Source organism: Frankia sp. Hr75.2 (assembly GCF_949319125.1).
Taxonomy (GTDB): domain Bacteria; phylum Actinomycetota; class Actinomycetes; order Frankiales; family Frankiaceae; genus Parafrankia; species Parafrankia soli.
Genome location: NZ_CASGGV010000155.1, coordinates 57,977 through 83,926 on the forward strand (window position 1 = coordinate 57,977; position 25,950 = coordinate 83,926).

A 25,950-nucleotide genomic window follows, 5' to 3' on the forward strand; every position below is an offset into this window, starting at 1 on the left:
GCCCGTCCGCGAGGCGGGCGGAGTGCGGGTGGACTTGTCCGGCCCTGTGCCGCATCTGGCGCCTACGGGACGATGCGGGCATCGTCGCACGCGCTTTGGCGAGCGAACCGTGCAATTGCGTCGCTGAAGTGGTCCGTGCGTTACCTCTTCGCTCACAACGCACTCTCCATCGCCCTGGGACACGAAGATGTCGCGACATAGCGTTGCTAGCTGGTCACGCAAGCGACTGTGTCAGCGACTAGAGGAGAGACGTCGATGCTGACGGACAATGCCCACGCCTGCACCCATCCCCTCGCCTTCGTCCGCGCTCAGCGTGGGTGGTCCTACCAGCGGCTGGCACGCGTCGTCGCGCGTCGGGCCCGAGATCTCGGGGTCGCGAACATGGCCGCCGAGCGGCAGAAGGTCTGGCGCTGGGAGCACCGCGGGGTCGTGCCCGACCGTGTCTCCCAGCTGGCGCTCGCCGCCGAGCTCGGGGTCCCGACCGACCGGCTGGAGTCCCACCCGTGGCCGTCCTGGCTGCCGACCGGTGACGCCGTGCGCACGGAGTACCCGTGGACGGCCTCGGGCAGCGTCACCTCGCTCATGGACGTCGTCGAGGACGCGCTGACCGACCGCCGCGGCTTCCTGACCATCACCGGGCCCGGTGTCGCGTCGCTGTCGTCGGAGTGGCTCGGCCTGGAGCCGGCCCGGCTGCAGGCCGCGCTCGCCGGCGGCCAGGTGGACGAGCAGATCGTCAACCGGATCGAGCACAACATCCCCGGCCTGCGGGTGATGGACGAGCGTCTCGGCGGGGAGAGCGTGCGGCGGCTGGTGGACGCCGAGCTCGGCGTGGTCGCCGACCTGCTCGCCCGCGGCTCCTACACCGAGGCGATCGGCCGGCACCTGCACCTGGTCGCGGCCGAGCTCGCCCGGTTCGCCGGCTGGGTCTCCTTCGACGCCGGCTTCCAGACCGCGGCGCAGCGGTACTGGGTGACCGCGCTGCACGCCGCGCACGCCGCGGGGGACCGGATGCTCGGCGCGAACGTCCTGAAGAACATGTCGCTGCAGTGCGTGGACTTCGCCCGGCCGCGTGAGGCGGTCGACCTGGCGGAGGCCGCGGTCGCCAGCGCGCGGCGGGCGACCGGCCGGGTCGCGGCGATGCTGCAGATGCGCCGGGCCCGCGCGCACGCCGCGCTGGGCGAGGCCAGCGCCTGCGCCCAGGCGCTGGCCTGCGCCGAGGCGGCGTTCGTCGAGGCACGCGCGGAGGACCCGGCCTGGTCGGCCTACTTCGACGACGCCGAGTACCAGGCGCAGGTCGGCAGCTGCTACATCGACCTCGGCCACCTCGTGCACGCCGATCGCTGGCTCGAGGGCTCGCTGGCCATCCACCCGCACGAGCGCACCCGGGACCGCGCGACCTACCTGTTGCGGCGGGCCGCCGTCCAGATCGACCTGGGCAACCTCGACGGTGGGTGCTCGCTGGCGAAGGAGGCCCTGCCGATGCTGGAGGCGACCCGGTCGAAGCGGAACAGCCGGCGTGCCGACGAGGTCCGGCGGCGGCTGCGCCGGCACTCGGCGGACCCGGCCGCGCGTGAGCTCGACCAGATACTGGCCCGCACGGCCTGAGTGACCGGCGGCCCGCCGGTCATCCCGGCGGCCGCCGGACAGGCGGGCGGTGGCCGCCGGTCAGCCTCCGCCGCCGGTCAGCCTCCGGTGTCTCCGGTGTGCGGGTGCAGCAGGCGCCCCGCGGGACGGGTCGGCTGCTCCGGGCCGGCCTCGGGGTCGATCGTCGCCGCCACCTGGGCGCCGTCGGGGTCGGTGACGACGAGCACCGCGTCCGCCGGAAGCGAGCGCTTCACCACGGCCAGCGCGATCGGGCCCAGCTCGTGATGCATCTCGGACGCCCCGACGAAGCCGACCGCGCGACCGCCCGCGGTGACCGGGGTACCCGGAGCCGCGACGGCGCCGTCCAGGTGCAGCAGCACCATGCGCCGAGGCGGGCGACCCAGGTTGTGCACCCGGGCGACGGTCTCCTGGCCGCGGTAGCACCCCTTGTCCAGGTGTACGGCGGCCGGCAGCCAGCCCACCTCGTGCGGGATGGTGCGGTGGTCGGTCTCCCGGCCCAGGCGCGGCCGGCGCGCGGCGATCCGCAGCGCCTCGAACGCGCTCAGGCCGGCCGGGGTGGCTCCGGCGCCCACCAGCTGGTCGGCGATCGTGGCGAGATCCGCGCGTGCGACCAGCAGGTCCAGCCCGTAGGGCATCCGGCGGATCAGGGGGGCCAGGCCGCCCACGGCCGCGCCGGTGGCGGTCGGGTCGGTCGCGGCCGCCGCACGGGTGACCGGGTACGGGCCGGTGGTCACGGCACCGGCCGCGGTGGGGGAGCCCGCGGCGGCAGTGCCCGCGGCAGGACCGCCGCCTGCCTCGCCGGGGACGGCCGACGGCCCGAGCACGGCCCGGGCGACGTCATCCGCGTTCGGGCCGAGCAGCGACAGGACGGCCGTCTCGGCCGTGGCGTCAGCCGGCTCGACCCGGAGCATGAACCGCATCGACTCCAGGAAGGACAGCAGCCGCGGCGCGCTCCCGGGCTCGACGTCGATCCAGGTGGCGGTGCCGTCGTCGGCGAGCACCAGATGGTGCTCGATGTGGCCGTGCGGGGAGAGCACCAGTGCCTCGGTGCCTCGCCCCGGGGCCAGCTGCGACAGGTGCTGCGAGGTCAGACTGTGCAGCCAGGTGAGCCGCTCCGGACCGGTGACGCGCAGCACGCCGCGGTTGGAGCGGTCGACCAGCACCGCGGTGGTGACTGCCCGGCGCTGCTCGCGCAGCGGATCGCCGTAGTGGGCCGCGACCGTCGCGTCCGGCTCGGGGGCCGCGACCGCTCCGGGCCGCGCGAGCAGCGGAGACGGGGCCGGGGCCGGCCGGAGGGCCTGCGTGTCGGTGCTCATGCCAGGTCTAACGCCTTCCGGCCGCTGTGCACTCCGCGCACCGGCCCGCCAGTGTGAGGTGCTCCATGTCGACGGTGAAGCCCAGCTCCGCGCGCAGCTCGCCGACGATGCCCGCGAGCCGCTCGGGCGAGATCTCCAGGATGGCCCCGCAGGCGCCGCAGACCAGGTGCACGTGCGGGTCGACCCCGGTGACGTGGTAGGTCGGCGCGCCGTGTGAGAGGTGCGCGTGCGAGACGAGGTCGAGCTCCTCGAGGAGGTCGAGGGTGCGGTAGACGGTGGAGATGTTCACGCCGCTGGCTGTCTGCCGGACCTCGTGGACGATCGCCTCCGGGGTGGCGTGGCCCAGCCTGGCGACGGCCTCCAGCACCAGTTGGCGCTGCGGCGTCAGGCGGTACCCACGCGCACGTAGCCGTGTGTGCCAGTCGTCGACCTCGGCCGCCATGGAGAAAGTCTAGGCCCCGCCGCGCGGATCCCGGCGGGGCGGACCACACCCTGCTCCTCGCGGAGCACCAGTGGAAAAAACCGTTTGCGACGGCGGTCGGCTGGCGCGTAGCGTTCCCTGTACACGAGAAGGGAGGTGGTCCAGGCTTTGTATGCACATAGGACTCGTGAGGTGACTGTCCGCTAGCCGGTCTCGTGGTCCTCACCCCCTGCCGGGTGGCCCTCGGGCACCGGCACCGGCGAGTACCAGGCAGACACCCGACCCCCGGGTGCCGTCGTTAGTCCCGACGGCCCGTCCCGCCCTATGCGGGGCGGAGCACCCGGGGGTCGCTGCGTTTCCGGCGGTGCACGGGACCAGCGGAGGACACTGGCCGAGCACCGGGCCGAGCGGGCAGGATTCACCTATGCCGACGCTCGTCCTGCTCCGCCACGGCGAGAGCACGTGGAACCGTGAAAACCTGTTCACCGGCTGGGTGGACGTCGATCTGTCCGAGAAGGGCCTCAAGGAGGCCACGCGCGGCGGGGAGCTGCTCCAGGAGGCGGGGGTCCTGCCCGACGTGGTGCACACCTCGCTGCTCACCAGGGCCATCCGCACCGCGTGGCTGGCCCTGGACGCGGCCGGGCGCACCTGGGTGCCGGTGCGCCGCAGCTGGCGCCTCAACGAGCGGCACTACGGCGGCCTGCAGGGGCTGAACAAGGCGGAGACCCTGGCGAAGTTCGGCGACGAGCAGTTCCTGCTCTGGCGCCGCTCCTACGACACGCCGCCGCCGCCCATCGAGCCGAGCCAGCCGAGCGGCGTCGACGAGCGGTACGCCGACCTCGCTCCCGATGTGATCCCGCTCACCGAATGCCTGCGCGACGTCGTTGTCCGGATGCTGCCCTACTGGTATGACTCGATCGTCCCGGACCTGCGCTCCGGCGCGACGGTGCTCGTCACGGCGCACGGGAACTCGCTGCGGGCGCTGGTCAAGCACCTCGACGGGATCTCCGACACCGACATCGCGAACCTGAACATCCCGACCGGCATCCCGCTGCGCTACGAGCTGGACGACGATCTCAAGGTGCTGGACTCGGGCTATCTCGACCCGGCCGCGGCGGAGACCGCCGCCGCGGCCGTCGCGGCTCAGGGCAAGAAGAAGTAGTCGCCAGGCGGGCGGCACGGGCCGCGGCGCGGCGGGACACCGGGCGGTGCGGGCGGGTGGCCGAAGGCTGGGAGCTGGCAGCCGAGCGCGGGGGCCGAGCGCGAGGGCGGGTCGTCGAAGGCGCGGGGCGGGCGGCGAGAAGCCGGGGCGGGCGGGTCGTCAGCCCGCCTTCTCGCCGGTGACCAGGTAGATCACCCGGCGGGCGACCGACACGGCGTGGTCGGCATAGCGCTCGTAGTAGCGGCCGCACAGGGTGATGTCGATGGCGGCCTCCATGCCGTGGGTCCACGGCTTCTCGATCAGCACGTGGAACAGGGCACGGTGCAGCCCGTCCATCGCGTCGTCGTCGGCCTCCAGCTCCTTGGCGAGCTCGGCGTCCCGGCTGGCGATCACCGAGCCGGCCTTGGCGACGATGCGCTGCGCGACCTGGCCCATCTGCAGCATCGTGGCGTGCAGCTCGGGCGGGACCGCCCGCCCGGGGTAGCGGCGCCGGGCGACCTTGGCCACGTGCAGGGCGAGGTCGCCCATCCGCTCCAGGTCGGCGACGATACGCAGCGTGGTCACCATCATCCGCAGGTCGGTCGCGACCGGGGCCTGCCGGGCCATCACATCGAAGGCCCGCTCCTCGATCTCGTTGCGGAGCAGGTCGACGGTCTCGTCCGCGCTGATCACGTTCTCGGCGAGCTGAAGATCGGCGTCCAGGAGCGAGGTGGTGGCCCGTGCCATCGCCGACGCGACCATGCTGGTCATCTCGATCAGCGATTGGTTGATGCTTTCCAGTTCTTCCTGGAAGACGTCCCGCACAGACGGCTCCTTACAGCTAGGGGAGGCTCGGAGCACCATTCGATCACAGTCGTTCGGTGGTCCTCGGGGGTTGACGTCAGACGATGATGCGCAGCCGTCGCCGTCGGGTGAACATCGACGATAGGCCGGATGAACACCTGGCGACCATCGGCCGTGAACCATTGCGAGCCAAGGCGCGGACGACCTGGTGGCGCCTAACATTCGGCACGTGGGGGACAGGTCGGACGATGACATGACAACCGGTCACGTCGCGTTTCGTCAGGGTTGGCTCTGCAGGGCCGGTACGGGTGCCCTCGACGGTCGGGTCGCGGCATCGTGGAGGGGACGCGGCGATGGCACGGCGGCCTGACTCGGCTGATCGGGGCGGTGCGACGAACACCGGCCCCCGCGGCGCGGCGGCGGCCGCCACCGGTCCGCACGCGCTGCCCGCCCACCTCGTCCGACAGGTGATCGCCGGCCTGCCCTCCGGGCTGGTGGTGGTGAACGCCGAGGACGTGGTCGTACTGGTCAACTCCGCCGCCCGCCGGATGGGTGTCGTCGACGGTGACGAGCTCAGCGTGGGCGAGGTGGCGGATCTGGTGAAGGCCTGCCGGTCCGCAGCGGCCGAGCGCAACCGTCAACTGGACCTGCCGCCGGTGCCCGAGCCACCGCTGACCAGGGCCCGTCCGGACCAGACCGCGCTGGCCGTCTGGGCATACGCACGACCGCTCGGTGACAGCGGGTACGTCTCGGTCCTGCTCGACGACATCACCGACTCGCGGCGGGTCGAGGCCGTCCGGCGCGATTTCGTCGCCAACGTCAGCCACGAGCTCAAGACGCCCGTCGGGGCGCTGCACGTGCTCGCGGAGGCGGTCAGCGAGGCCAGCGAGGACCCGGTGGCCGTGCGCCGTTTCGCGTCGCGGATGACGCACGAGTCCACCCGGCTGGCCCGGCTGGTCCAGGAGATCATCGACCTCTCCCGGCTGCAGGGCGCCGAGCCGATGCCCGACCTGGCCCCGGTGCCGGTCTCGGTGGTGCTCGCGGAGGCCGTCGACCGGAACCGGTTCAGCGCGCAGGCGCAGGAGATCTCGGTCGCCGTCATCGGCGCCGGCGGGCTGCGGGTCCGCGGCGACGAGAACCAGCTGGTCACCGCCGTGGCGAACCTGCTGGACAACGCCATCAGCTACTCGCCGCGCGGCACACGGGTCGTGCTGGGAGTCCGCCAGGTCGGCGGAACGATAGAGATATCAGTCGCGGACGAGGGAATCGGCATCGCCGAGAAGGACCTGGAACGGGTCTTCGAGCGTTTCTACCGCGCCGACCCGGCGCGTTCCCGGGCGACCGGGGGAACTGGTCTCGGCCTGGCTATCGTGAAGCACATCGCGACCAACCACGGCGGTTCGGTGAGCGTGTGGAGCGCGGAGGGTCGGGGCTCGACGTTCACGCTGCGCCTGCCCTCCGGTACCGACGATCCCAAGGCGACCGGGTCCGGAGCGGGCCGCTCCGAAACAGGCCGTGCGGGGAAGTCCGGCGGGGTGGCGAAGGCCGGCCCCGCGGCGAGATCCGGCGGCACGGTCGAGCCCGGCGGCACGGTCGAGCCTGGTGGCGCGGCTCCGTCGCGGCCGAGCGGTGTCGTTCCGTTGCGGCCGCCAGTCGATGCACCCGATCTCGCCGATTCCGCGTCGCGGGGCCCGGTCCTGGCGGAAACTGTGCACGAATCAGCTGGTCGCACCCGGCCGGCGGCGGCCGCTCCGGTCGCGTCCGAGAATTCCTCCGGAACCGGCCACGGCGGCCCCGGAGCATGATCCGGAGCCGGTATTCCAACCGGCTTTTCAGCGGTGGCCCCTGTTCCCGGCACCGGCCGTAAAACGGTGTGACACCGCGCGGTGAAACATTTCGTCCCCGGAGATCCCGGCGGACGCGGGAGTACAGGGAGCGTGACGGTGACCAGGCTGCTCGTGGTCGAGGACGAGGAGTCCTTCTCCGATGCGTTGTCGTTCATGTTGGAGCGTGAGGGGTTCGAGGTCGCCGTCGTCGGTGACGGGCCCAGCGCGCTGGCCGAGTTCGACCGGCACGGTGCCGACCTGATCCTGCTCGACCTCATGCTCCCCGGCCTGTCCGGGACGGAGGTCTGTCGCACGCTGCGCGCCCGCTCGACCGTGCCTGTGATCATGCTCACCGCCCGGGACAGCGAGATCGACAAGGTGGTCGGCCTCGAGCTGGGCGCCGACGACTACGTGACGAAGCCGTTCTCGGCCCGCGAGCTCGTCGCCCGGATCCGCGCCGTCCTGCGCCGCCGGGTGGAGACCGAGGAGGTGTCCGACGCCACCCTGGAGGTCGGCCGGGTGCGGATGGACGTCGAGCGGCATGTCGTCACCGTCGACGGCAGCCAGGTCGCGCTGCCGCTCAAGGAGTTCGAGCTGCTGGAGATGTTCCTGCGCAACGCGGGCCGGGTGCTCACCCGCGGCCAGCTGATCGACCGGGTCTGGGGGTCGGACTACGTCGGCGACACCAAGACGCTCGACGTCCACGTGAAGCGCCTGCGCACCAAGATCGAGGCCGAGCCGGGGGCGCCGCGGCACCTGGTGACGGTGCGTGGCCTGGGTTACAAGTTCGAGCCCTGACCGGCTCCCGCCCCCCACTGGCCGGCTGACGTGGTCGGAAGCGGCACTAGGTTGGATGGGCGCCCGGGACGGACGGATTCCGGGGCAGGCCACGCGCGGCCTCCCGGTCACGGGGCGTCGGCGGCGGCATACACAGGGGGGTGACCAGTCCGGTGACGAGCGGTCGTAGGACGGGCCGTCGCGGGGCCATCGGTCGGATGGCGATCCGGGCGGGTGACCGGCGGTGCGGTTGAGACCGGCGCTGGCGCGCCGGGGACCGGGCGGAGGTGTTCCGGTTAACAGGGCCGGCGCCGACCAGCCCGGCGCTGTTGAGCTCGGCGCTGGTGAGACCAGCGCTGTCGAGCCCGGGGCGGACGCGACCGGCGTGAACGAAGCAGTCGCGGACATCATCGGCCCGGGCACGGCTGGTGCCGACACGGCTGGTGCCGACACCGCTCGCGCAGGCACCGGCGGCCAGGCTCCGCGGAGCGGCGACGACGGTGCGCTGCGTGAGCTGGAGCGTGGCCTGCGGCCCACCGCCCCGGCCGCGGACAACCGGGTCGCGGCGCCTCCCGGTCATCCGCACGGCCCGATGCGCCTCGGTGTGATCGACATCGGGTCGAACACCGTCCACCTGCTGGTGGTGGACGCGCACCGGGGTGGCCAGCCGCAGCCGGCGGCGAGCGTGCGGGTGCCGTTGCGTCTGGTCGAACTGCTCGACGACGACGGGCGGCTGGCCGAGCGTGGTGAACAGGCGCTGACCGACTGCATCCAGCAGCTGCGGGCGCACGCCCAGGACCTGCACGTGGTCGACCTGGTCGCCTTCGCCACGTCAGCCGTCCGGGACGCCCCGGACGGGGACGAGGTGCTGACGCGGGTACGCGCCGACACCGGGCTGGAGGTCGCCGTCCTGCCGGGTGAGGCCGAGGCGCGGCTCACCTTCCTGGCGGTGCGCCGGTGGTTCGGCTGGAGCGCGGGACGGTTGCTCGCGCTCGACATCGGCGGCGGCTCGCTGGAGATCGGCGCGGGCATGCACGAGGACCCCGAGGTCGTCGCCTCCCTCCCGCTCGGCGCGAGCCGGCTGACCAGGGACTGGCTCAGCGAGAACGACCCGCCCAAGCGTTCGGAGCTCAACGCGCTGCGCCGCTATGTCCGGGCGCAGATCGCGCCGGTCGTCGGGTCGCTGTACCACGTGGGCGAGCCGACCCGGGCGGTGGCGACGTCCAAGACCTTCCGCTCGCTGGCCCGTGTCTCCGGCGCCGCGCCCTACGGCCGCGGGCCGTACGTGCGGCGGGTCCTGCGCCGGGAGGACCTCGTGGAGGTGGCCGCGCGGGTGTGCCGGATGTCGGCCGCCGAGCGCGCGGCGCTGCCGGGTGTCTCCGCGTCGCGGGCCAGCCAGCTGATCGCGGGCGCCGTCGTGGCGGCCGAGGCGCTGGATCTGTTCAACCTCGAGGAGGTGGAGATCTGCCCCTGGGCGCTGCGCGAGGGGGTGATCCTGCGCCGGCTCGACCTGCTGACCTCGGGACTGGACGGCCCGCGTTCACTTCCACCGGCACGGTAGCGATGACTTGCGTCACTGTGTGGTCTCGTCGTCGGCGATTCTGAACGCGGGAGCGCCGTGGGCGCGGGGCCGGTCATCCGCCGGACACCCGTCCCGCACCGCTGGTCCTGCCGTCGCGCCGCTGGTCCGGGCCCGGGCCCGGACCAGCGGGCGGCACCGCCGGGCCTGTCCGGCGATGCGTTCCGCCTCCTGACGGAGCAAAGGCCCGGGAGGCGGCACGCCGGGTATGGCCTAGCCTGGATGACGGGGCCGGTTCCTCACCGGTCCGGGACGGGTCCGGTCACAACAGGCGTCCGGCCGTTCGGCCGCCGAGATCCTGATACGGGAGCCGAAGTGCAGCAACGCGGTGCCAGGAGGCGGCCGGTGGCGCCGGCGCCGCCGCCGGCGGGGTCCTCGCCGTCCGGCATGGTCGTCACCCCGCGGCTCGGGGCGCCGGCCGGCCCACCCGCCGCCGGGTTCCAGCCGGTGGGCGGTGGGCTGGTGGCACTCTCCACGGCCTCCACCTACCCGGAGTCGACGGCGACCGCCTTCGAGATGGCGGCGCGGCTCGGCTACGACGGCGTCGAGATCATGGTCTGGACGGACCCGGTCAGCCAGGACCCGCAGGCACTGCGCCGGCTCCGTGACTACCACGGCATCCCCATCCTGGCCGTGCACGCGCCGTGCCTGCTGCTGACGCAGCGGGTGTGGGGGACGGACCCGTGGGCGAAACTCGAGCGCGCGCGGGCGGTGGCGGAGACCCTCGAGGCGCCCACGGTCGTCGTTCATCCACCGTTCCGGTGGCAGCGCGACTACGCCCGCGAGTTCGTCGCCGGCATCCACCGGATGGCCGGCGAGACGGACGTCCGCTTCGCGGTGGAGAACATGTTCCCGCTGCGCGCCCGGGGCCGGGAGGTCTCGGCCTACGCCCCCGACTGGTCGCCGATCGACGACGGCTACCGGCACGTCACGCTGGATCTCTCCCACACCAGCGTCTCCCGGTCGGATGCGCTGCTGATGGCGGACGAGCTCGGTGACCGGCTCGCGCACATCCACATGGCGGACGGCACGGGGCTGGCGAAGGACGAGCACCTGGTGCCCGGCCGCGGCACGCAGCCCTGCGCCGAGCTGCTGGAGCGCCTCGCGGCGAACGGGTTCGACGGCACGGTCGTCGTCGAGATCAACACCAGGCGCGCGGAGTCGCGCGACCAGCGTGAGGCCGACCTCGCCGAGGCGCTGGCCTTCACCCGGCTCAACCTCGCCGCTCCGGCCGGAGTCGTCCCGGTTCCCTGACAAGGGCCTTACCGTCCGGTGGGGTAAGCCACTGTCAGTGGCGGAGTTGCCGCGTAGGGGCCACTATCGGGGCGTGTCCCCTGGATCACTCTTCGACCCGTTGGCCGACGCGTACGACCAGGCCCGGCCGGGCTACCCGGACCAGCTTTTCGCCGATCTGGAACTGCTCGCCGACCGGCCCGTCGCCGGCGCCGGCGTGGTCGACGTGGGCGCGGGTACGGGGATCGCCACCAGGGCCATGATCTCCCGGGGTGCCTCCGTCCTGCCTGTCGAGCTGGGCCCGGTGATGCTCGACCGGCTGCGGCGGCGGACCCCGGACCTGCCCGTCGTGCGGGGCGACGGGGAGGCGCTACCGCTCCGGAGCGCGTCGGCGGACCTGGTCACCTACGCCCAGGCCTGGCACTGGGTGCGGGTGCCGGTGGCGGCGGCGGAGGCGGCCCGGGTGCTTCGCCCCGGCGGAGCGCTCGCCGCGTGGTGGAATGACGTCGACGCCGACGACTTCCACTGGTACCAGCGCCAGCAGGACCGCCTCGAGGCGATGAGCCCCGGCTACACCAGGGAGTACCGCAACCGGCCGTTCGCCGACGAGCTGCGTTGGACGGGGCTGTTCGCCGAGGTGGCTACGGTGACCTGCCGGTGGCACCGGGAGCTGGACATCGACCTCTACGAGACGTGGCTGTGCTCGAAGTCGTACGTCGCCGCGATCGGTGACCGGCTCGAGGACTTCCTCGCGGCTGAGCGCCGCTCTCTGCTGCGCTCGTTCCCCGACGGTCGGATCATCGAGCCGTTCCGGACGATGCTGGTTGTCGCGCGCGTCCCCTGAACCACCGACCGATCGTGATGCCGGCGCGGATCCGCCGGTGATGTTCGCGAGGTGCCTTCGCGCAGGTAGCGGCGCCGTGATGCTCCCTTGACGCCGGGCGGTCGGGCCGTTGGTGGATACCTCTCGTAATCGTCCAACTCCTTTCGGATCCTTTAGAAACGTGTCAGGAGTATGCGACTGGAAGTCTGATAAGGGGCTTCCGCTATCGTCGTGCGCGTTCGTGGGGTTCTGACCGACTCGCCCGTGTCGTCGCATGGCCGGGCGCGCCGGTCTTGATCCTGGTCGGCGGGGGTCGGGCACGGCGGGGGTCGGGCACGGCGGGGCGGCCCGCGGCCGGACGGCGGTCCAGGGGTCTGCCGGGTGCTCACACCCGGTCGCCACGTGCGTCCCTGGCTGGAGGAGGGGACGCACGATCGTGAGAGCCGGTTCGCTTCCGATGACCGACGGCCCGCCGGGGGCGGCCAGGCGGGCGAAGCCCACCCCGCGCCCGCCGGCCGGGCCAGCCGAGACCCGGCAGCCCACCGACGCGGAGGCGACGGCGGCGGCGAAGTTCGCCTACAACCCGGCGCTCGACGGTCTGCGCGTGATCTGCATCTACATCATCCTCGCCGGTCACATGGGCGCCATCCACGCCAGCAACGTGGCCGTCGACATGTTCTGCGTGCTCAGCGGGTTCCTGATCACGACCCTGCTGCTGGCCGAGCAGGCCCGCACGGGCACCGTCTCGATCGGGCGCTTCCTCGTCCGGCGCGCGTACAAGCTGATGCCGGTGATGTGGGTCTATCTTCTGCTCGGCCTGGCCATCACGGTCGCCTTCAAGTGGGATGACATCCCATACCGCGACGACTACATCAAGAGCGCCCTCTCGACGTTCCTCAACGTCAACAACTGGTACAAGGTCGAGAACCCGCTGGGCGGCGGGCGCTGGCTGGCCCACGTCTGGTCGTTGTCGATGGAGGAGCAGTTCTACCTGGTCTGGCCGTGGGTCTTCCTGCTCTTCGTCCGCTCCGCGCGGCTGCGCCCGTACCTGTTGACGTTCCTGATCGCCTCGATCGGCCTGATCATGGGCTGGACGTACATGATGGCCGCCAACGGGGCCCCGCGCAGCCGGGTCTACCTCGCGCCCGACACCCACATCGCCCCGCTGCTCATCGGCTGCCTCGTCGCGGTCTGGCGGGACAACCGGCTGCGCGCGCTGGCGACCCCGGTGGTCCGCGACAAGAAGGACGGGGACAGGAAGGACGGCGGCGGGAAGGGCGACGGTAAGAAGGCCTCGACCGGAGCTCACTCCGCGGCGACCGCCGCCGCCGTCGAACGCTGGACGAGCGGACGGCGACTGGCCGCCCTCGGCCTTCCCGCCGGCATCGTGCTGTTCCTGCTGGCCTTCCTCGGGCCGAACAAGGACCTCCCGGAAGCGAACTGGATCGACTACGGGGCCTACGTGCCGAGCGCGGCCCTGGGCGCGCTGCTGATCATCGGCGCCGACGTCAACCGGGACGCCCGGTGGGTGCGGCTGCTCGGCTCGCCGAAGATGGCCTGGACCGGAAAGATCACCTACAGCATCTACCTGTGGCACTACCCGTTCATCTCGGCCGCCGCCGGCCAGCTCGTGCCGCGGATCGGGCTCTGGCCGTCGGTGGTCGTCGCCGCAGTCTGCACCACGATCACGGCCTACTTCTCGAACCGCTTCATCGAGAAGCCCATCATCGCGCGCCGGCCGAAGTGGGCGGACACCCCGCGTGGCCCGGCCCGCCCCGCCGCCGCCGCGGGCCCGGCGGGGGCCCCCGCCCAGGTGCCGGCCAAGGCCGGCCCGCGGGAGCCGCGGGAGCCGGACCTGTCCGAGCTGCCGGAGCTGCCCGAGCTGGAGCCGGTGCTCGCCGGTGTCGGCACGAGCGCCGCCGACGCCGAGCAGGCGGACGGACGCGGTGGCCGGGCCGGCGCCCCGCCTCGGCCGGGAGACTGGTCGGACGGCGACGTCGACTGGGTGGACGAGGGTTACCCGGGCCGCGGCGGCCCGGCCGGGCACGGGCCGGCCCGGTCCGGCTACTCCCGCGATCCGGATTCGCAGCCGATGCCGGCCGTTCCGCGCCCGAACGGGCCCCGGGCCGGCGAGGTGGTCTACGACCGCGCCGACGGGCCACCCGTGTACGAACACGGGCCGGCGGTGGGCGCTACGCACGCCGGTGGGTTCGAGCCGACCCCCATCCCGGACTGGGCGGCCTACCCGGCCCTCAACCGCGGCCCCGGATCGGCCGCGGACGCTGGCCCGGCCATGGGCGCTCCCCGGCGGGGGCCGGCGGCGTCGATGGGCGGCGACACCATGAACCTCCACCTTCCCTCGACGTTCGACCCCGGCGCGCCCCCTGCCCACGGGACCGGCCCGCGGGCCGGTCGCGACCGGCCCGGCCGTCCGGCCGATCCCGCCGACCCCGGCCGCCTGCCCGGGGTCGCCCATCCGGCCGGCCACCGGCCCGGCCCGGCACCCGGCCACGCGCCCGCGTACGGCCACAGCCCTGCGCACAGCCCCGCCCACGGCCAGGCCCTGGGTCACGTGCCGGGCCACGGTCACGTGCCGGGGCCCAGTCATGCGCCGGCGTACGGCCACGGCCCGGGGAACGGTCACGGCCCTGCCCACGGCCACGGCCCGGCATACGGGCGGGGGCCCGGGGAGAGCAGGGGTCCCGGGCGTGACCAGGGCCTCGACCGTCTCGACGGAGCCGGGCACGGCCCCGCCGACCACGCCGGGGACCACGTGCTCGAGCCCGTCCGGGATCCGCGCGCCGGGCGCGAGCCCGCCGAGCCCGACCCGCTTTTCGGCCCGGTCCCGGGCGCGGGGCGCGACTGGTGAGAGCGATGGGACGTCCCGAGCAGCCCGGGTCATAACCTTCATCGGCGTGGTCGCCGTCGGATGCGGTGGGCACCGGAGCGAAGGGAAGTGTTCGGTGGTGGGTTCGAGCGTTGTCGCGATCGTCGGGGCCGGCCGGCTCGGCGGCGCCCTGATGTCCGGGCTGCTGCGGGCGGGGCGGACGCCGTCCGAGGTCGTCGCGGCCGAGCGCGACCCGGGCCGGGCCGCCGAGATCACCCGGCGGTACGGCGTCGAGGTGGTGGATCCCGCCGCCGCGGCGGCGAAGGCCGGTGTCGTCGTCCTGGCGACCAAGCCGCAGGACATGGGCACGGTCCTCGCCCAGCTCGCTCCGCACGTCGCGCCCGGGACGCTGGTCGTCTCGGTGGCGGCCGGGATCACCTCGGCGTTCGTCGCCGAGCGGCTGGCACCGGGCACCCCCGTCGTGCGGGCGATGACGAACACGCCGCTGCTCGTCGGCGAGGCGATGTCCGCGGTGTGCGCCGGGCCGGGTGCCGGCGACGAGCATGTCGCCGCGGTCGAGGAGATGCTCCGCCCGGTCGGTCGCGTCGTCCGGGTGACGGAGACCCAGCTTGACGCGGTCACGGCCCTGTCGGGCAGCGGCCCGGCCTATTTCTTCTACCTGATCGAGGCGATGATCGAGGGCGGTGTGCTGCTGGGCCTGCCGCGCGCGCTGGCGGCCGAGCTCGTCGTGCAGACCGCCGCCGGATCCGCGCGCATGCTGCGCGACCCCGGCGCCGGCGACCCGGGTGACTCGGATGGCGCGGGTGGGGCCGCGGGCGAGCACCCGTCGCTGCTGCGGGAGGCGGTCACCTCGCCTGGCGGGACGACCGTGGCCGCGCTGCGGCAGCTCGACCGCGGCGGGGTACGGGCGGCCGTCCTCGACGCGGTCGAGGCGGCGTGGGCGCGTTCCCGGGAACTCGGCGCGTCCTAGCGCCGTCCCGGCACCGGCCGGGATCCGCACCGGTCGTCTTGCCGGGGGGTTCCGGCGGGTAGGCTCGCTCGGAAAAACCTCGTCAACAGATCGGTCGGGTACGTGGGTTCCGTAATCAAGAAGCGTCGCAAGCGTATGGCCAAGAAGAAGCACCGCAAGCTGCTCAAGCGGACGCGAGTCCAGCGCCGTAACAAGAAGTAGCGGCGGCGGGCCGGCGGACGCCGGGGCGGCACGGATCACAAGGGGCGCGGATCCCGGACGTGCCGCCGCGTCGTCGGCGGGTCCCTTCCGGCTGCCACGGTTCCCATCGTCAAGCCACGGTTCCCGCGGTCAGGCCCGCTCACGTCGGCCCGTTGCGGCCGCTGTCCCGGCCCGGACAGCCGAGTAACAGACCTGTTTCGCGCTGTGTGCTCGTCCATGCGGTCCTGGTGACCGTATGGCAGGCTGGTTGCAAGGTCGGCAACGACGCCGTCCGGGCACAGGGGGTCACATGGGCAGCGCGTGGATCACATTCATGTCCGACTACGGAGTGGACGGCGCCTGCGTCGGCGTCTGTCACGGGATCATCGCCCGGCACGCGCCGGACGCCCGGGTCATCGACCTGTGCCACTCGATTGCGCCGCAGGACATCGGCCAGGCGGCCGTGACGCTGGTCGGCGCGGTCGGCTACCTGCCGAGGGGAATCCACCTCGTGGTCGTCGAGCAGCTCGACGCCAGCGGCTACACCCGCGGTGTCGTCGCCCGCGCCGCGGACGGATCGACGTTCGTCGCCCCGGACAACGGCGTCGCCTCGCTGGGCTGGGAGGCCCTGGGCGGCGTCGAGGAGGCCTACGAGATCTCCAACCCGGACCTCTGGCTCCCGCTGCCCACCGCTGTCTTCCGTGGCCGTGACGTCTACGCGCCGGTCGTGGCGCGGCTCGCGACGGGCCTGCCTCCGGCCGACGTCGGCCCCAGGATCGACCCGGGGGAGCTGGTCGTCGTGGAGCCACGGGTGTGCCACGTGGACGACGACCACGTCCACGGCGAGGTGCTCTCGGTGGACCACTTCGGGAACCTCTCGTTGAACATGACCAGGGCCGAGCTCGAGGCCGCCGGCATCCTGCTCGGGGACAGGGTGGAGGTGCGCGCCGACGGTCGGCTGCTCACCATGCCCTTCGCGCACACCTACGGCGAGGTCCCGCCCGGCGAGATCGCGCTCTGCGAGGACGCGCTGCGCCAGGTCATGATCGCGGTGAACTGCGGCCGGGCGGCCGAGGTGCTGCGCCTGCGGCGCGGCGACGCCGTCGTCGTCGCCCAGGTCCCCCGGGACGGCGCCCGGATCCCGGTGAGCGCGGTGCGTGGGCTCGCCTGACGTCGGAGCGTGGTGCGCGAGCGGGTCTGACACGACTGGCATCCCGTGTCGTGCGTCGCCCGACCGTAGTCTTGCTACTCTCCGTAGCTTTCCGTGCGCCTTGATGTGACGCTACGCAGCGATGAGGGTGGTGCGCGGCGTACGATGACCCCGCGAGGCCGGCCGCTGGCCGAGTCGGTAGGTCATGCCGGGGAGGCGACCATGAGGCCACGTCGCGTGCTTGTGACAGGAGTGTCGCGTCCGCTGGGCGCCGAGGTCGCGGCCGCACTCGCCGCCGACCCCGAGATCGTCGACGTGGTCGGGGTCGACACCATCGCCCCGACGGCGGATCTCGGCCGGACCCAGTTCGTTCGGGTGGACATCCGAAACCCGCTGATCGCGAAGGTCATCTCCACCGCCGCCATCGACACCGTCCTGCATCTGAGTGTGCTCGCCACGCCGCTCGGCGCCGGCGGGCGCACGGCGATGAAGGAGATCAACGTCATCGGGACGATGCAGCTCCTCGCCGCCTGCCAGAAGACCCCCGGGGTGAAGAAACTGGTGGTGAAGTCGACGACGTCGATCTACGGTTCGTCGCCGCGCGACCCCGCGCTGTTCACCGAGGAGATGGAACCGCGCGGCCTTCCCGGCGGCGGTTACGCCAAGGATGCCGTCGAGGTCGAGGGGTACGTCCGAGGCTTCGGCCGGAGGCGCCCCGACATCGCGGTGACGGTGCTGCGCCTGGCGAACGTGCTCGGCCCGCGAGTGGACAGCCCGCTCGCGCGGTACCTCGACCTTCCGCTGGTCCCGACGGTCCTCGGCTTCGACCCACGGATTCAGCTGCTGCACTCCGACGACGCGATGGCGGTACTCCTGAAGGCCACCCGGGAGACCCACGCCGGCACCTTCAATGTGGCCGGGGACGGCGTGCTCCTGCTCTCGCAGGCGATCCGGCGGGCCGGGCGGCCGGCGCTGCCGGTGCCCTTCCCCGCGATCGGGTCGTTGGGCAACATCGCCCGCCGGCTGCGGCTCGTCGACTTCTCCTCCGAGCAGCTCGGGTTCCTCGCGCACGGGCGCGCGGTGGACACCACCAAGCTCAAAGAGGTGTTCGGATACGTTCCTCAGTACACGACCGTCGCGACGTTCGACAGTTTCGTCCAGGACCGCGGACTGCGGTTCACCATCGACCACGAGCTGGTCTCGCGGGTGGAGCACGGCCTTCAGGGCGTGCTCGCCCGACGCCGGCTGCTCGGCACGTCCTGATGGGCGAGCGGGACACCAGCTCGCGGAGAGGGGCCGACGTGCCGATGCCACCGGATGGACGCGCCGGTCCCCGGGGGGCGGCCGGTCCGCCGCCGCCGCGACCCGAGGGGACCAGGCGCTCGCCCAACGGGACGAGCGCGCGCGCGACCGGCGCCGCGAGTCGGACGGTCCGGCCTGGTTCCGGACGATCCGGTTCCAGCCGGGCCGGCACCGGCAGCCAGCGCGAGCCCGGAACACGGGCGGGCCTCGACGGCCTCGATGACCTGGCCGCCCTCCCCGGCCGGGAAGGTGCCGGTGCTCTGAACGGCTCGAGCGGCCCGAACGGCGCCGACCATCCAGGCGGTGCTGACGCCGCCGGCCGTTCTCGCGGTGCCGACAGTGCCGACGGTGCCGACCGTTCACGTGATGCGGGCGGTCCGGGCAGTGCCGGTGCCGGCACCGGCACCGCCCCTGGCGGCAAGGCGGGCCCTGGTAGCGGCGCGGATCCTGGTGGCGAGGCGGTCGGGCCACCGGCCGAGCCGGTCGCGGACGCCGGTGAGCTGGAGCGGGTGCTCGCCGAGCTGCTCGCCTTCCTGCGGCGCCGCATCACCGGGGACTACACGGTGGACGAGCACGGCTTCGACCCCGACCTGACCGAGCACATCGTGGCGCCGCTGCTACGCCCGATCTACCGGAGCTATTTCCGGGTCGAGACCCGGGGCCTGGAGAACATTCCGGACAAGGGCGGGGCGCTCGTCGTCTCGAACCACTCGGGGACGGTACCCCTCGACGCGCTGATGACCGCCCTGGCGATTCTCGACCACCACCCGGCCCACCGTCACCTGCGGATGCTGGCCGCGGACCTGGTGTTCGCCCTGCCGTTCCTCGCGCCGTTGGCCCGCAAGACCGGCAACACCCTCGCCTGCCAGGCGGACGCCGAGCGTCTGCTGGGAGCGGGGCATCTGGTCGGGGTGTGGCCGGAGGGCTTCAAGGGCATCGGCAAGCCGTTCAGCGACCGCTACAAGCTCCAGCGGTTCGGTCGCGGCGGGTTCGTCTCCGCGGCGCTGCGCACCGGGGTGCCGATCGTCCCGTGCACGGTCGTGGGCGCCGAGGAGATCTACCCGATGGTCGGCAACGCCAGGACGCTGGCGCGGCTGCTGGGGCTGCCCTACCTCCCGATCACGCCGACCTTCCCCTGGCTGGGGCTGCTGGGGCTCGTCCCGCTGCCGAGCAAGTGGATCATTGAGTTCGGTGAGCCGGTGGACACCACCGAGTACACGCAGGCCGCGGCCGAGGACCCGATGCTCGTCTTCGAGCTCACCGACCGCATCCGCGAGACGATCCAGCACACGCTGTACGGCCTGCTGATGCAGCGCCGCTCGGTGTTCTTCTGATCGCCGCGGCCCGACGGGCCTCCGTCGGGCCCGCGTCATCCTGACCGTCAGGTTCCGCCGTAGCGGCGGCGCAGCGCCATGCCGGCAGCGACGCCGCCGCCGAGGGCACCGATCCCGGCGGCCGTCGGAATGCCGATCTTGGCTGCCTTGCGTGCCGTCCGGAAGTCCTTGATCAGCCAGCCGCGCTCCTTGGCGACGGCGCGCAGGTCCGGGTCCGGGTTGATGGCCACGGGATGGCCGACGAGGGAGAGCATCGGCAGGTCGTTCACCGAGTCGGAGTAGGCCCAGCAGCGGGACAGGTCGAGGCCCTCCCGTTCGGCCAGCGCCTGCACGGCCGCGCCCTTGGCCGGCCCGTGTAGCGGCTCCCCGACGAGGTGCCCGGTGTACTTGCCGTCCGCCACCTCGCTGACGGTACCCAGCGCGCCGGTGAGGCTCAGCCGGCGGGCGATGATCGAGGCGAGTTCCACCGGGGTGGCGGTGACCAGCCAGACCCGCTGCCCGGCGTCGAGGTGCTGCTGGGCCAGGGCGTGGGTGCCCGAGTAGATCTGCTGGGCCATCCGCTCGTCGTAGATCTCCTCGCCGTAACGGACGATGTCCGTCACGCTGCGTCCGGCGACGAACGCCAGGGCCGCCTCCCGGGCGTCCCGCATCCCGTTCGGGTCCTCCAGGCCGCGCAGCCGGTAGCTGACGTGCTGCCAGCCGAACTTCAGCAGGTCACGGGAGTCGAAGAAGTCGCGGGCGGCCAGCCCGCGGGCGAAGTAGAAGATGGACGCGCCGGCCATCATCGTGTTGTCGACGTCGAAGAAGGCAGCGGCGGACTCGTCCGGCGGGGCCTTGGCCACTTCCTCGGCAGCCACCTTCAGCGCGGCCGTCGCCGCCGCCTCCGCGGCCTCGCGGCCACCCAGGTGATCCTTGCGTCGTCGCACTCTCATGGTCATCTCCGTGCCGGTCCGGTCGCCGTCGCCGGTGGCCGACCGGCCCGGTCCTGGCCACGCCCGCCGACATCCGGAGCGAATCTGGTTGCCCGGCCGCGTCGAGTGCCGCGCCGTGTGGTCAGCCTACGACCCGTGGCGCCGCCGGGACCGCATGGTGGGCCATCCGCGGTCAGTCGGCGCGAACAGTCAGTCGATGCGAACAGTCAGTCGATGCGAACAGTCAGTCGACGCGAATGGTCTCAGCTGGTGCGAATGGTCAGCCGATGTGGCTGGTCAGCCGATGTGGCTGGTCAGTCGGTGCGCGCCGTGGGCAGATGTCGGGCCAGCGTCCGCACGGCCCGTAGCTGCAGCGCACGCACCGCGCCCTCCTTCTTGTTCATCGCCCGCGCGGTCTCCCGGACGGACAGCCCCTCGAGGAACCGCAGCGTCACGCACTCCCGCTGCTCCGGCCCGAGTGTTCCCAGCGCCTCGAGCACCTCGCGGATGTCCAGCGCGGCCAGCACCGCGTCCTCCGGGCCGGGAACGGCGGCGCCCGCGCCCGGGTGGCCGTCCGCGGCCGCGAGCAGGTCGGCGGTCGGGAACTCCAGCCGGGCCCGGCCCGAGCGGGCGAGGTCCACGATGTGGTTGCGGGCGATGGTGACCAGCCAGGCCCCGATGTCGCGGCCCTGCCACTCGAAGGTCGAGATCCGGGTCAGCGCCCGTAGGAACGTCTCGGAGACCACGTCCTCGGCCACCGCGCGGTTGCCGCCGACGCGGTAGTAGGCGTAGCGGTAGAGGAACTCGGCGTACCGGTCGTAGATGAGGCCGAAGGCCTCCCGCTCCCCGCGGATCGCCCGACCGACGAGATCGGCGTCCCTGCGCGGGTCGGGCATGCCCAGACCGTCCGCGGGACCGTCGGTGAAGGGACGGATGTCCTCCGTGTGCGGCCCGACCGGCTCGACCCGGATGGAGTGAGCGGTCGCCGTCCGGGCGGTGGCCATCGCGGCGCCCAGCAGCACCGGGAGCACGCCGAGCAGCCCTGCCCGGCGGGCGCGGGCGATCTCCGCGCGCAGGGTGGCGACGCCGACGGCCAGCGGGTCGTCGAACTGGGACGGCGCCGCCGCGGCAGGAGCCCACCGCGCCGCGGCCGGAGTGAGGCCCCGGCGCGCCGCCGCCGGGGCGAAGGTCGACCGCGCCGCGGCCGGGGCGAGTGTCCACCGTGGCGCCGCCGGTCCCGCGGGCAGGGTGGCCGGTGCCGCGGGCAGGCGCATGCGGGCTCCCGAACATGGACGTCGCGGGCGGTCGCGATCTTCGCGGGCGAGGGGCGGGGCCGGGTCACTGCCGTGGTGCTCTGGTGACCTGCCGTCGTGTCGCGGTTACCTGGTGTGTTGGCGTGGTGGCGCGTAGTACTTCGGTGCCGGCCGCGGTACGGAGGATGGTCGGACAACGACTCCACCATAGTCGCCGAGTAGCTGGCTGTAGCCGGTTGGCTGACGGTGGGGACCGGGAACCGTACCGTGAGCCCGGTTACCGGCGACCGTCGGGGCGGCCTCGCAGGGGCGGTATCCCTGCTGTGGCGGGGGACTATCGTCGATGAGATGACCGAGGTCGCCGCCGGGACGTCCGGGCCCAACCGCGAACAGGGCCCCCAAGGGGCCACATCGACTCCCGCGCATGTCGCCGGTGACCACGTCACCGCCGACAGCCCCGCCGGTGACGGTGCCGCCGGTAGTCGTGCCGCCGGTGACGGCGCCGCCGGGGGCGAGGTGCCCGGCGTCCGGATCACCCTGCTCACCCGGGTGGGCTGCCACCTGTGCGACGACGCGCGCCAGGTGATCGAGCGGGTGAGCGCCGATGTCGGGGCCGGCTGGCGGGAGCTCGACGTCGACGCCGACCCGCGCACGGCGGACACCTACGGCGACCGGGTCCCGGTGATCCTGGTCGACGGCCGGGAGCACGGCTACTGGCGGGTGGAGGAGCAGCGGCTGCGGCGCGCGCTCGCCGGCGACCGGTGGTCCTGGCTGACCGGCAGGTCCGGTGGCTCAGGCCGGTCCGGCAGGAGCCCCGCATCGGGAACTTCGTGAATCCCTTCACGAAGTCGTAGACTCGACGGGTCCGCAGATGCGGTCGTCGGTCGCGGTGACCGCCGGGTCGGGCGCGCCCGTTCGGCCCGCACCGGCCTCCGGGCCGGCTTCGCGGCCGCCGTTGAGGCCGGCTTCGAGGTCGGAATCAGGACCGGCCCAGAGGTCGGCATCGGGCGGTAGTGCCGCCGGCCCGCACTGTCGAGCAACGTCGGGAGCCGCGGATGGGTCAACCTCGGCGGGGTGCCGGGCGGGTACCGGGGCGGTCGCCGGTGCCCGAGGCGACAGTGGCCAGGTTGCCCCTCTACCTCCGTGTGCTGACGGCGCTCGGCGAGCGCGGCGTGCACACGGTGTCCTCGGACACGCTCGCCGCGACCGCCGGCGTGACGTCGGCGAAGGTACGCAAGGACCTCTCCCAGCTCGGCTCGTACGGCACGCGCGGAGTCGGGTACGACGTGGGTGTGCTCCTTGAGTGCATATCGGCCGAGCTCGGCCTGACCGAAGACCGCTCGGTCGTCCTCGTTGGCGTGGGTAACCTCGGGCATGCACTTGCCGGATACGGCGGCTTCCATGCCCGAGGGTTCCGCATCGCGGCATTGGTGGACGCCGATCCGTCCAGGGTGGGTGAGCGGGTCGGTGAGGTCGTCGTTCGCCCGGTCGACGAGCTGGAGGCGGTCATCGAGGACTGCCAGGTGACCATCGGCGTGATCTCCACGCCGGCGGCCGCGGCGCAGAGCGTCTGCGACCGCCTCGTGGCAGCGGGCGTGACCAGCATCCTGAACTTCGCCCCCACGGTGCTTTCGGTGCCCGAGGGAGTGGATGTGCGTAAGGTCGACCTTGCCCTGGAACTGCAGATTCTCTCCTTTCACGAAGCGCGTAAACGTCCGTCGCCAGGCCGGGCCCCCGGCGCGGGGGGCGTGGTGGTCGGCGATCAGCCGGGGTCGGGCGGATTCGTGGATGACGAGGCTGGTGAGGTCGTGCGGATGACCCGTCGGATGGTGCCACCGTCACCCTTGGCGCAGCCTTCACCGCTGGCGCAGCCGGTGGCGCGGCAGTCGCGGGCGGCGCGGGCGGCGCAGGCGCCGGAGGCGGCACGGATGGCGCAGGCGCCGGAGGTGCCGATGCCGGCCGCCACTCACGGGGGTGAGGCGGAGTGAGCCTGCTCGCGGTGGGCCTGAACCACCGGACGGCCCCGACCTCGCTGCTCGAGCTCGCCGCGGTCTCCGCCGACGACGCGCCGAAGGTGCTGCACGATCTCGTCGCGGCGGATCATCTCAGCGAGGCGGTGCTGCTCTCCACCTGCAACCGCACCGAGATCTACGCCGAGGTGGAGACCTTCCACGGCGGCCTGGCCGACATCTCCGACCAGCTGAGCCGCGTGTGCGGGGTACCGCTGACCGATCTCGCCTCGCACCTGTACGTCCACCATGAGGCCCGCGCCGTCAGCCACCTCTTCTCGGTGGTCTGCGGCCTCGACTCGATGCTGGTCGGCGAGACGCAGATCCTCGGCCAGGTCCGCGCCGCGTTCCGGCTGGCCCAGTCTGCCGAGGTGACCAGCGGCACGCTCGCCAACCTGTTCCAGACCGCGCTGCGGGTCGGCAAGCGGGCCCACACCGAGACCTCCATCGACGCCGCGGGGGCCTCGATCGTCTCGGTCGGCGTCCGGATGGCCGCCTTCGACCTGCAGGCCCGCCGGCCGGACATGCTCGTCGCGCCCGTCGCGTCCCCCGGATGCGACCCGGGTGACGCGGTGGAGGCGCTGCTGCGCCCCGAGCTGACGGCCCCGGTCGAGGTGACGGGCCCCGCCCCGCTCGCCGGGGCCCGGGTGCTGATCATCGGGGCCGGCGCGGTCGGTTCGCTGGCGGCCCAGACCGTGCGCCGGGCCGGCGCCGGTGACGTCGTCGTCGCGAACCGGACGGCGGCCCGCGCGGCCCGGGTCGCCGATCTGCACGACGCCCGCGCGGTCGGGCTGGCCGAGATCGCCCACGAGGTCGGCCGCGCGGATCTCGTGATCTCGTCGACCGGAGCCTCCGGGCTCGTCGTCGGCCACGACGTGGTGCGCGCCTCGCTGGCGGGCCGCGGCGCCCGGCCGCTGGTCTTCCTCGACCTCGCGCTGCCGCGCGACATCGACCCGGCGGTGCGCGAGCTCCCCGGGGTGACCCTGATCGACATCGAGGCCCTGCGGGTCGCCCTGGACGGGGCGCAGGTGGCCCATGACGTGGAGGCCGTCCGGGCCCTCGTGACCACCGAGGTGGCCGGGTTCCTCGACCGGCGGCGTGCCGAGCGGGTCGCCCCGACCGTGGTGGCGCTGCGGGCCCACGCGGCGGCGGTGGTGCGCGACGAGCTGGACCGGCTGCGCACCCGCCTGCCCGACCTTGACAACCGTGAGTGGGACATGGTCTCCGGCACTGTGCGGCGGGTCGTCGACAAGCTGCTGCACGCGCCCACGGTGCGCGTCCAGCAGCTCGCCGAGGCGCCTGGCGGTGACTCCTACGCCGAGGCCCTGCGCGAGCTCTTCGACCTGCCGCGTGACGTGCCGGCCATCGTCTCCGCCCCTGATCTGGATCTGGTGGAGAGAACGTGACAGTGACCCGAGGGCCCGAGGCACGAGCACACGCGCTCCTGGCGCGCCGGCCGCTGCGACTGGGCACCCGGCGTTCCGCGTTGGCGCGGGCCCAGTCCGAGAAAGTGGCCGAGACGCTGCGGACCCGGCTGAGTCGGCCCGTGGAACTCGTCCCGATCGTTACCGCGGGTGATCAGTCGCAGGTGGCGATCACCCAGATCGGTGGAACGGGCGTCTTTGTCAGCGCGCTGCGTGACGCCCTGCTCGCCGGTGAGATCGACCTCGCCGTCCACTCGCTCAAGGACCTGCCGACGGCCACCCCGGACGGACTCGTCCTGGCCGCCGTCCCGCGCCGGGCCGACACCCGGGACGTCCTCGTCTCGCCCAGCGGCCGGCGCCTGAGCGAGCTGGGTCCGGGCGCGCGGGTCGGGACGGGGTCGCCGCGGCGGGCCGCCCAGCTGCTCGCGCTCGGCCACGGCTTCGAGGTCGTCCCGATCCGCGGCAACGTCGACACCCGGATCAAGAAGGCCATCGACGGCGAGGTGGATGCGGTGGTGCTCGCGCACGCCGGCCTCGACCGCCTCGACCGCCTCGACGCGGTCACCGAGATCATCTCACCCGAGATGATGCTGCCCGCTCCCGGGCAGGGCGCGCTGGCGATCGAGTGCGTGCGCACCCCGGCCGGCGGCGGACCAGCCCACGACCAGACCGGACCAGAAGCGGGCCGGGGCTTCGATGAGGGACTCGCGGAGCTGCTACGGTTTGTGCTCGACGACGCAACGTCCTCCGTCGCGGTCCGAGCCGAGCGTGCCTTCCTGGCGGGCATCGAGGCCGGTTGTACCGCTCCGGTAGGTGCTCTGGCCCACGTGCTTCCGGGTACCGACGCACGCCCGGTCGCGGGCGGTGACGATGCGCCCGCCGTGGGTGAGATCCGCCTGCGGGCGGTGGTCGCCGCGCCGGATGGAGGCAGGGTCCTGCGGCGCGAGCTCACCGGTTCTGCCGTCGACCCGGAGGCGCTCGGGCAGCGCCTCGCGGACGAGCTGTTGTCCGCCGGAGCACACACGCTGATGGGAACAAGCTGAG

General features: G+C 73.2%; 22 protein-coding genes. 17 read left to right on the plus strand and 5 right to left on the minus strand.

Annotated features, from left to right (window positions below):
* Nucleotides 1-255 precede the first annotated feature (255 nt).
* Nucleotides 256-1,605 carry an NsdA family TPR-like regulatory protein gene (locus AC559T_RS13115; protein WP_071066492.1) on the plus strand — a complete coding sequence of 450 codons (1,350 nt, stop codon included), beginning with the start codon at nt 256-258 and terminating at the stop codon, nt 1,603-1,605.
* Nucleotides 1,606-1,682: 77 nt separating this feature from the next.
* Here the strand turns inward: AC559T_RS13115 and ygfZ are convergent, their stop codons facing one another.
* Both ygfZ and AC559T_RS13125 read right to left on the minus strand, forming a co-directional pair.
* Entirely contained in the window at nt 1,683-2,921 is a 1,239-nt protein-coding gene (ygfZ, locus tag AC559T_RS13120) for a CAF17-like 4Fe-4S cluster assembly/insertion protein YgfZ (protein WP_112106942.1), read from the minus strand.
* 7 nt (nt 2,922-2,928) lie between these two features.
* Nucleotides 2,929-3,363 carry a Fur family transcriptional regulator gene (locus AC559T_RS13125; RefSeq protein WP_071066490.1) on the minus strand — a complete coding sequence of 145 codons (435 nt, stop codon included), beginning with the start codon at nt 3,361-3,363 and terminating at the stop codon, nt 2,929-2,931.
* 403 nt (nt 3,364-3,766) lie between these two features.
* Between AC559T_RS13125 and AC559T_RS13130 the strand changes: the two genes are divergently transcribed.
* A complete protein-coding gene (locus tag AC559T_RS13130) occupies nt 3,767-4,504 on the plus strand; it encodes a phosphoglyceromutase (protein ID WP_071066489.1) in 738 nt (245 codons plus the stop codon).
* A 159-nt stretch (nt 4,505-4,663) separates the two neighbouring features.
* Here the strand turns inward: AC559T_RS13130 and phoU are convergent, their stop codons facing one another.
* Nucleotides 4,664-5,308, minus strand: a complete 645-nt coding sequence (gene phoU, locus AC559T_RS13135) for a phosphate signaling complex protein PhoU (RefSeq protein WP_020463569.1) — start codon at nt 5,306-5,308, stop codon at nt 4,664-4,666.
* A gap of 332 nt (nt 5,309-5,640) precedes the next feature.
* Here phoU and AC559T_RS13140 point away from each other — a divergent pair, with 332 nt between their 5' ends.
* The 11 genes from AC559T_RS13140 to AC559T_RS13190 all read left to right on the plus strand — a co-directional run bounded on the left by AC559T_RS13140 (nt 5,641) and on the right by AC559T_RS13190 (nt 19,309).
* Nucleotides 5,641-7,092: a sensor histidine kinase gene (locus tag AC559T_RS13140; RefSeq protein ID WP_498868880.1), complete on the plus strand. Its 1,452-nt coding sequence runs from the start codon at nt 5,641-5,643 to the stop codon at nt 7,090-7,092.
* Nucleotides 7,093-7,230: 138 nt separating this feature from the next.
* A complete protein-coding gene (locus AC559T_RS13145) occupies nt 7,231-7,911 on the plus strand; it encodes a response regulator (RefSeq protein WP_026240240.1) in 681 nt (226 codons plus the stop codon).
* A gap of 364 nt (nt 7,912-8,275) precedes the next feature.
* A complete protein-coding gene (locus AC559T_RS13150; RefSeq protein ID WP_420497600.1) occupies nt 8,276-9,451 on the plus strand; it encodes a Ppx/GppA phosphatase family protein in 1,176 nt (391 codons plus the stop codon).
* A 405-nt stretch (nt 9,452-9,856) separates the two neighbouring features.
* The gene (locus AC559T_RS13155) at nt 9,857-10,723 is read left to right on the plus strand and encodes a sugar phosphate isomerase/epimerase family protein (protein ID WP_071066580.1); all 867 of its coding nucleotides are present in this window, start codon (nt 9,857-9,859) and stop codon (nt 10,721-10,723) included.
* Between the two features lie 73 nt (nt 10,724-10,796).
* The gene (locus AC559T_RS13160) at nt 10,797-11,546 is read left to right on the plus strand and encodes a class I SAM-dependent methyltransferase (protein ID WP_071066487.1); all 750 of its coding nucleotides are present in this window, start codon (nt 10,797-10,799) and stop codon (nt 11,544-11,546) included.
* A 415-nt stretch (nt 11,547-11,961) separates the two neighbouring features.
* Nucleotides 11,962-14,394: an acyltransferase family protein gene (locus tag AC559T_RS13165; protein ID WP_498868881.1), complete on the plus strand. Its 2,433-nt coding sequence runs from the start codon at nt 11,962-11,964 to the stop codon at nt 14,392-14,394.
* A gap of 94 nt (nt 14,395-14,488) precedes the next feature.
* Entirely contained in the window at nt 14,489-15,343 is an 855-nt protein-coding gene (gene proC / locus AC559T_RS13170; protein ID WP_498868882.1) for a pyrroline-5-carboxylate reductase, read from the plus strand.
* Between the two features lie 102 nt (nt 15,344-15,445).
* Entirely contained in the window at nt 15,446-15,544 is a 99-nt protein-coding gene (locus tag AC559T_RS13175; protein WP_003948845.1) for a 30S ribosomal protein bS22, read from the plus strand.
* A gap of 313 nt (nt 15,545-15,857) precedes the next feature.
* Nucleotides 15,858-16,694 (plus strand): SAM hydrolase/SAM-dependent halogenase family protein, encoded by an 837-nt coding sequence (locus tag AC559T_RS13180; RefSeq protein ID WP_235013575.1) that lies wholly within the window; start codon nt 15,858-15,860, stop codon nt 16,692-16,694.
* A gap of 201 nt (nt 16,695-16,895) precedes the next feature.
* On the plus strand, nt 16,896-17,936 hold the full coding sequence (locus tag AC559T_RS13185) for an NAD-dependent epimerase/dehydratase family protein (protein ID WP_248827507.1): 1,041 nt from the start codon (nt 16,896-16,898) through the stop codon (nt 17,934-17,936).
* A 44-nt stretch (nt 17,937-17,980) separates the two neighbouring features.
* The gene (locus AC559T_RS13190) at nt 17,981-19,309 is read left to right on the plus strand and encodes a lysophospholipid acyltransferase family protein (protein WP_498868890.1); all 1,329 of its coding nucleotides are present in this window, start codon (nt 17,981-17,983) and stop codon (nt 19,307-19,309) included.
* 47 nt (nt 19,310-19,356) lie between these two features.
* Here the strand turns inward: AC559T_RS13190 and AC559T_RS13195 are convergent, their stop codons facing one another.
* Together AC559T_RS13195 and AC559T_RS13200 are read right to left on the minus strand one after the other, a co-directional pair.
* Nucleotides 19,357-20,241, minus strand: coding sequence for an HAD family hydrolase (locus AC559T_RS13195; RefSeq protein WP_020463559.1), 885 nt, complete (start codon nt 20,239-20,241; stop codon nt 19,357-19,359).
* A gap of 293 nt (nt 20,242-20,534) precedes the next feature.
* A complete protein-coding gene (locus tag AC559T_RS13200; protein ID WP_498868883.1) occupies nt 20,535-21,494 on the minus strand; it encodes a sigma-70 family RNA polymerase sigma factor in 960 nt (319 codons plus the stop codon).
* Nucleotides 21,495-21,821: 327 nt separating this feature from the next.
* Here AC559T_RS13200 and AC559T_RS13205 point away from each other — a divergent pair, with 327 nt between their 5' ends.
* The 4 genes from AC559T_RS13205 to hemC all read left to right on the plus strand — a co-directional run bounded on the left by AC559T_RS13205 (nt 21,822) and on the right by hemC (nt 25,949).
* The gene (locus AC559T_RS13205; RefSeq protein WP_083391339.1) at nt 21,822-22,307 is read left to right on the plus strand and encodes a glutaredoxin family protein; all 486 of its coding nucleotides are present in this window, start codon (nt 21,822-21,824) and stop codon (nt 22,305-22,307) included.
* Nucleotides 22,308-22,528: 221 nt separating this feature from the next.
* Nucleotides 22,529-23,461 carry a redox-sensing transcriptional repressor Rex gene (locus tag AC559T_RS13210; RefSeq protein WP_498868884.1) on the plus strand — a complete coding sequence of 311 codons (933 nt, stop codon included), beginning with the start codon at nt 22,529-22,531 and terminating at the stop codon, nt 23,459-23,461.
* Nucleotides 23,458-24,888, plus strand: a complete 1,431-nt coding sequence (locus AC559T_RS13215; RefSeq protein ID WP_071066482.1) for a glutamyl-tRNA reductase — start codon at nt 23,458-23,460, stop codon at nt 24,886-24,888. Before AC559T_RS13210 ends, AC559T_RS13215 begins: the two co-directional genes overlap by 4 nt.
* Nucleotides 24,885-25,949 (plus strand): hydroxymethylbilane synthase, encoded by a 1,065-nt coding sequence (gene hemC / locus AC559T_RS13220; RefSeq protein WP_498868885.1) that lies wholly within the window; start codon nt 24,885-24,887, stop codon nt 25,947-25,949. Before AC559T_RS13215 ends, hemC begins: the two co-directional genes overlap by 4 nt.
* Nucleotide 25,950: the final 1 nt, after the last annotated feature.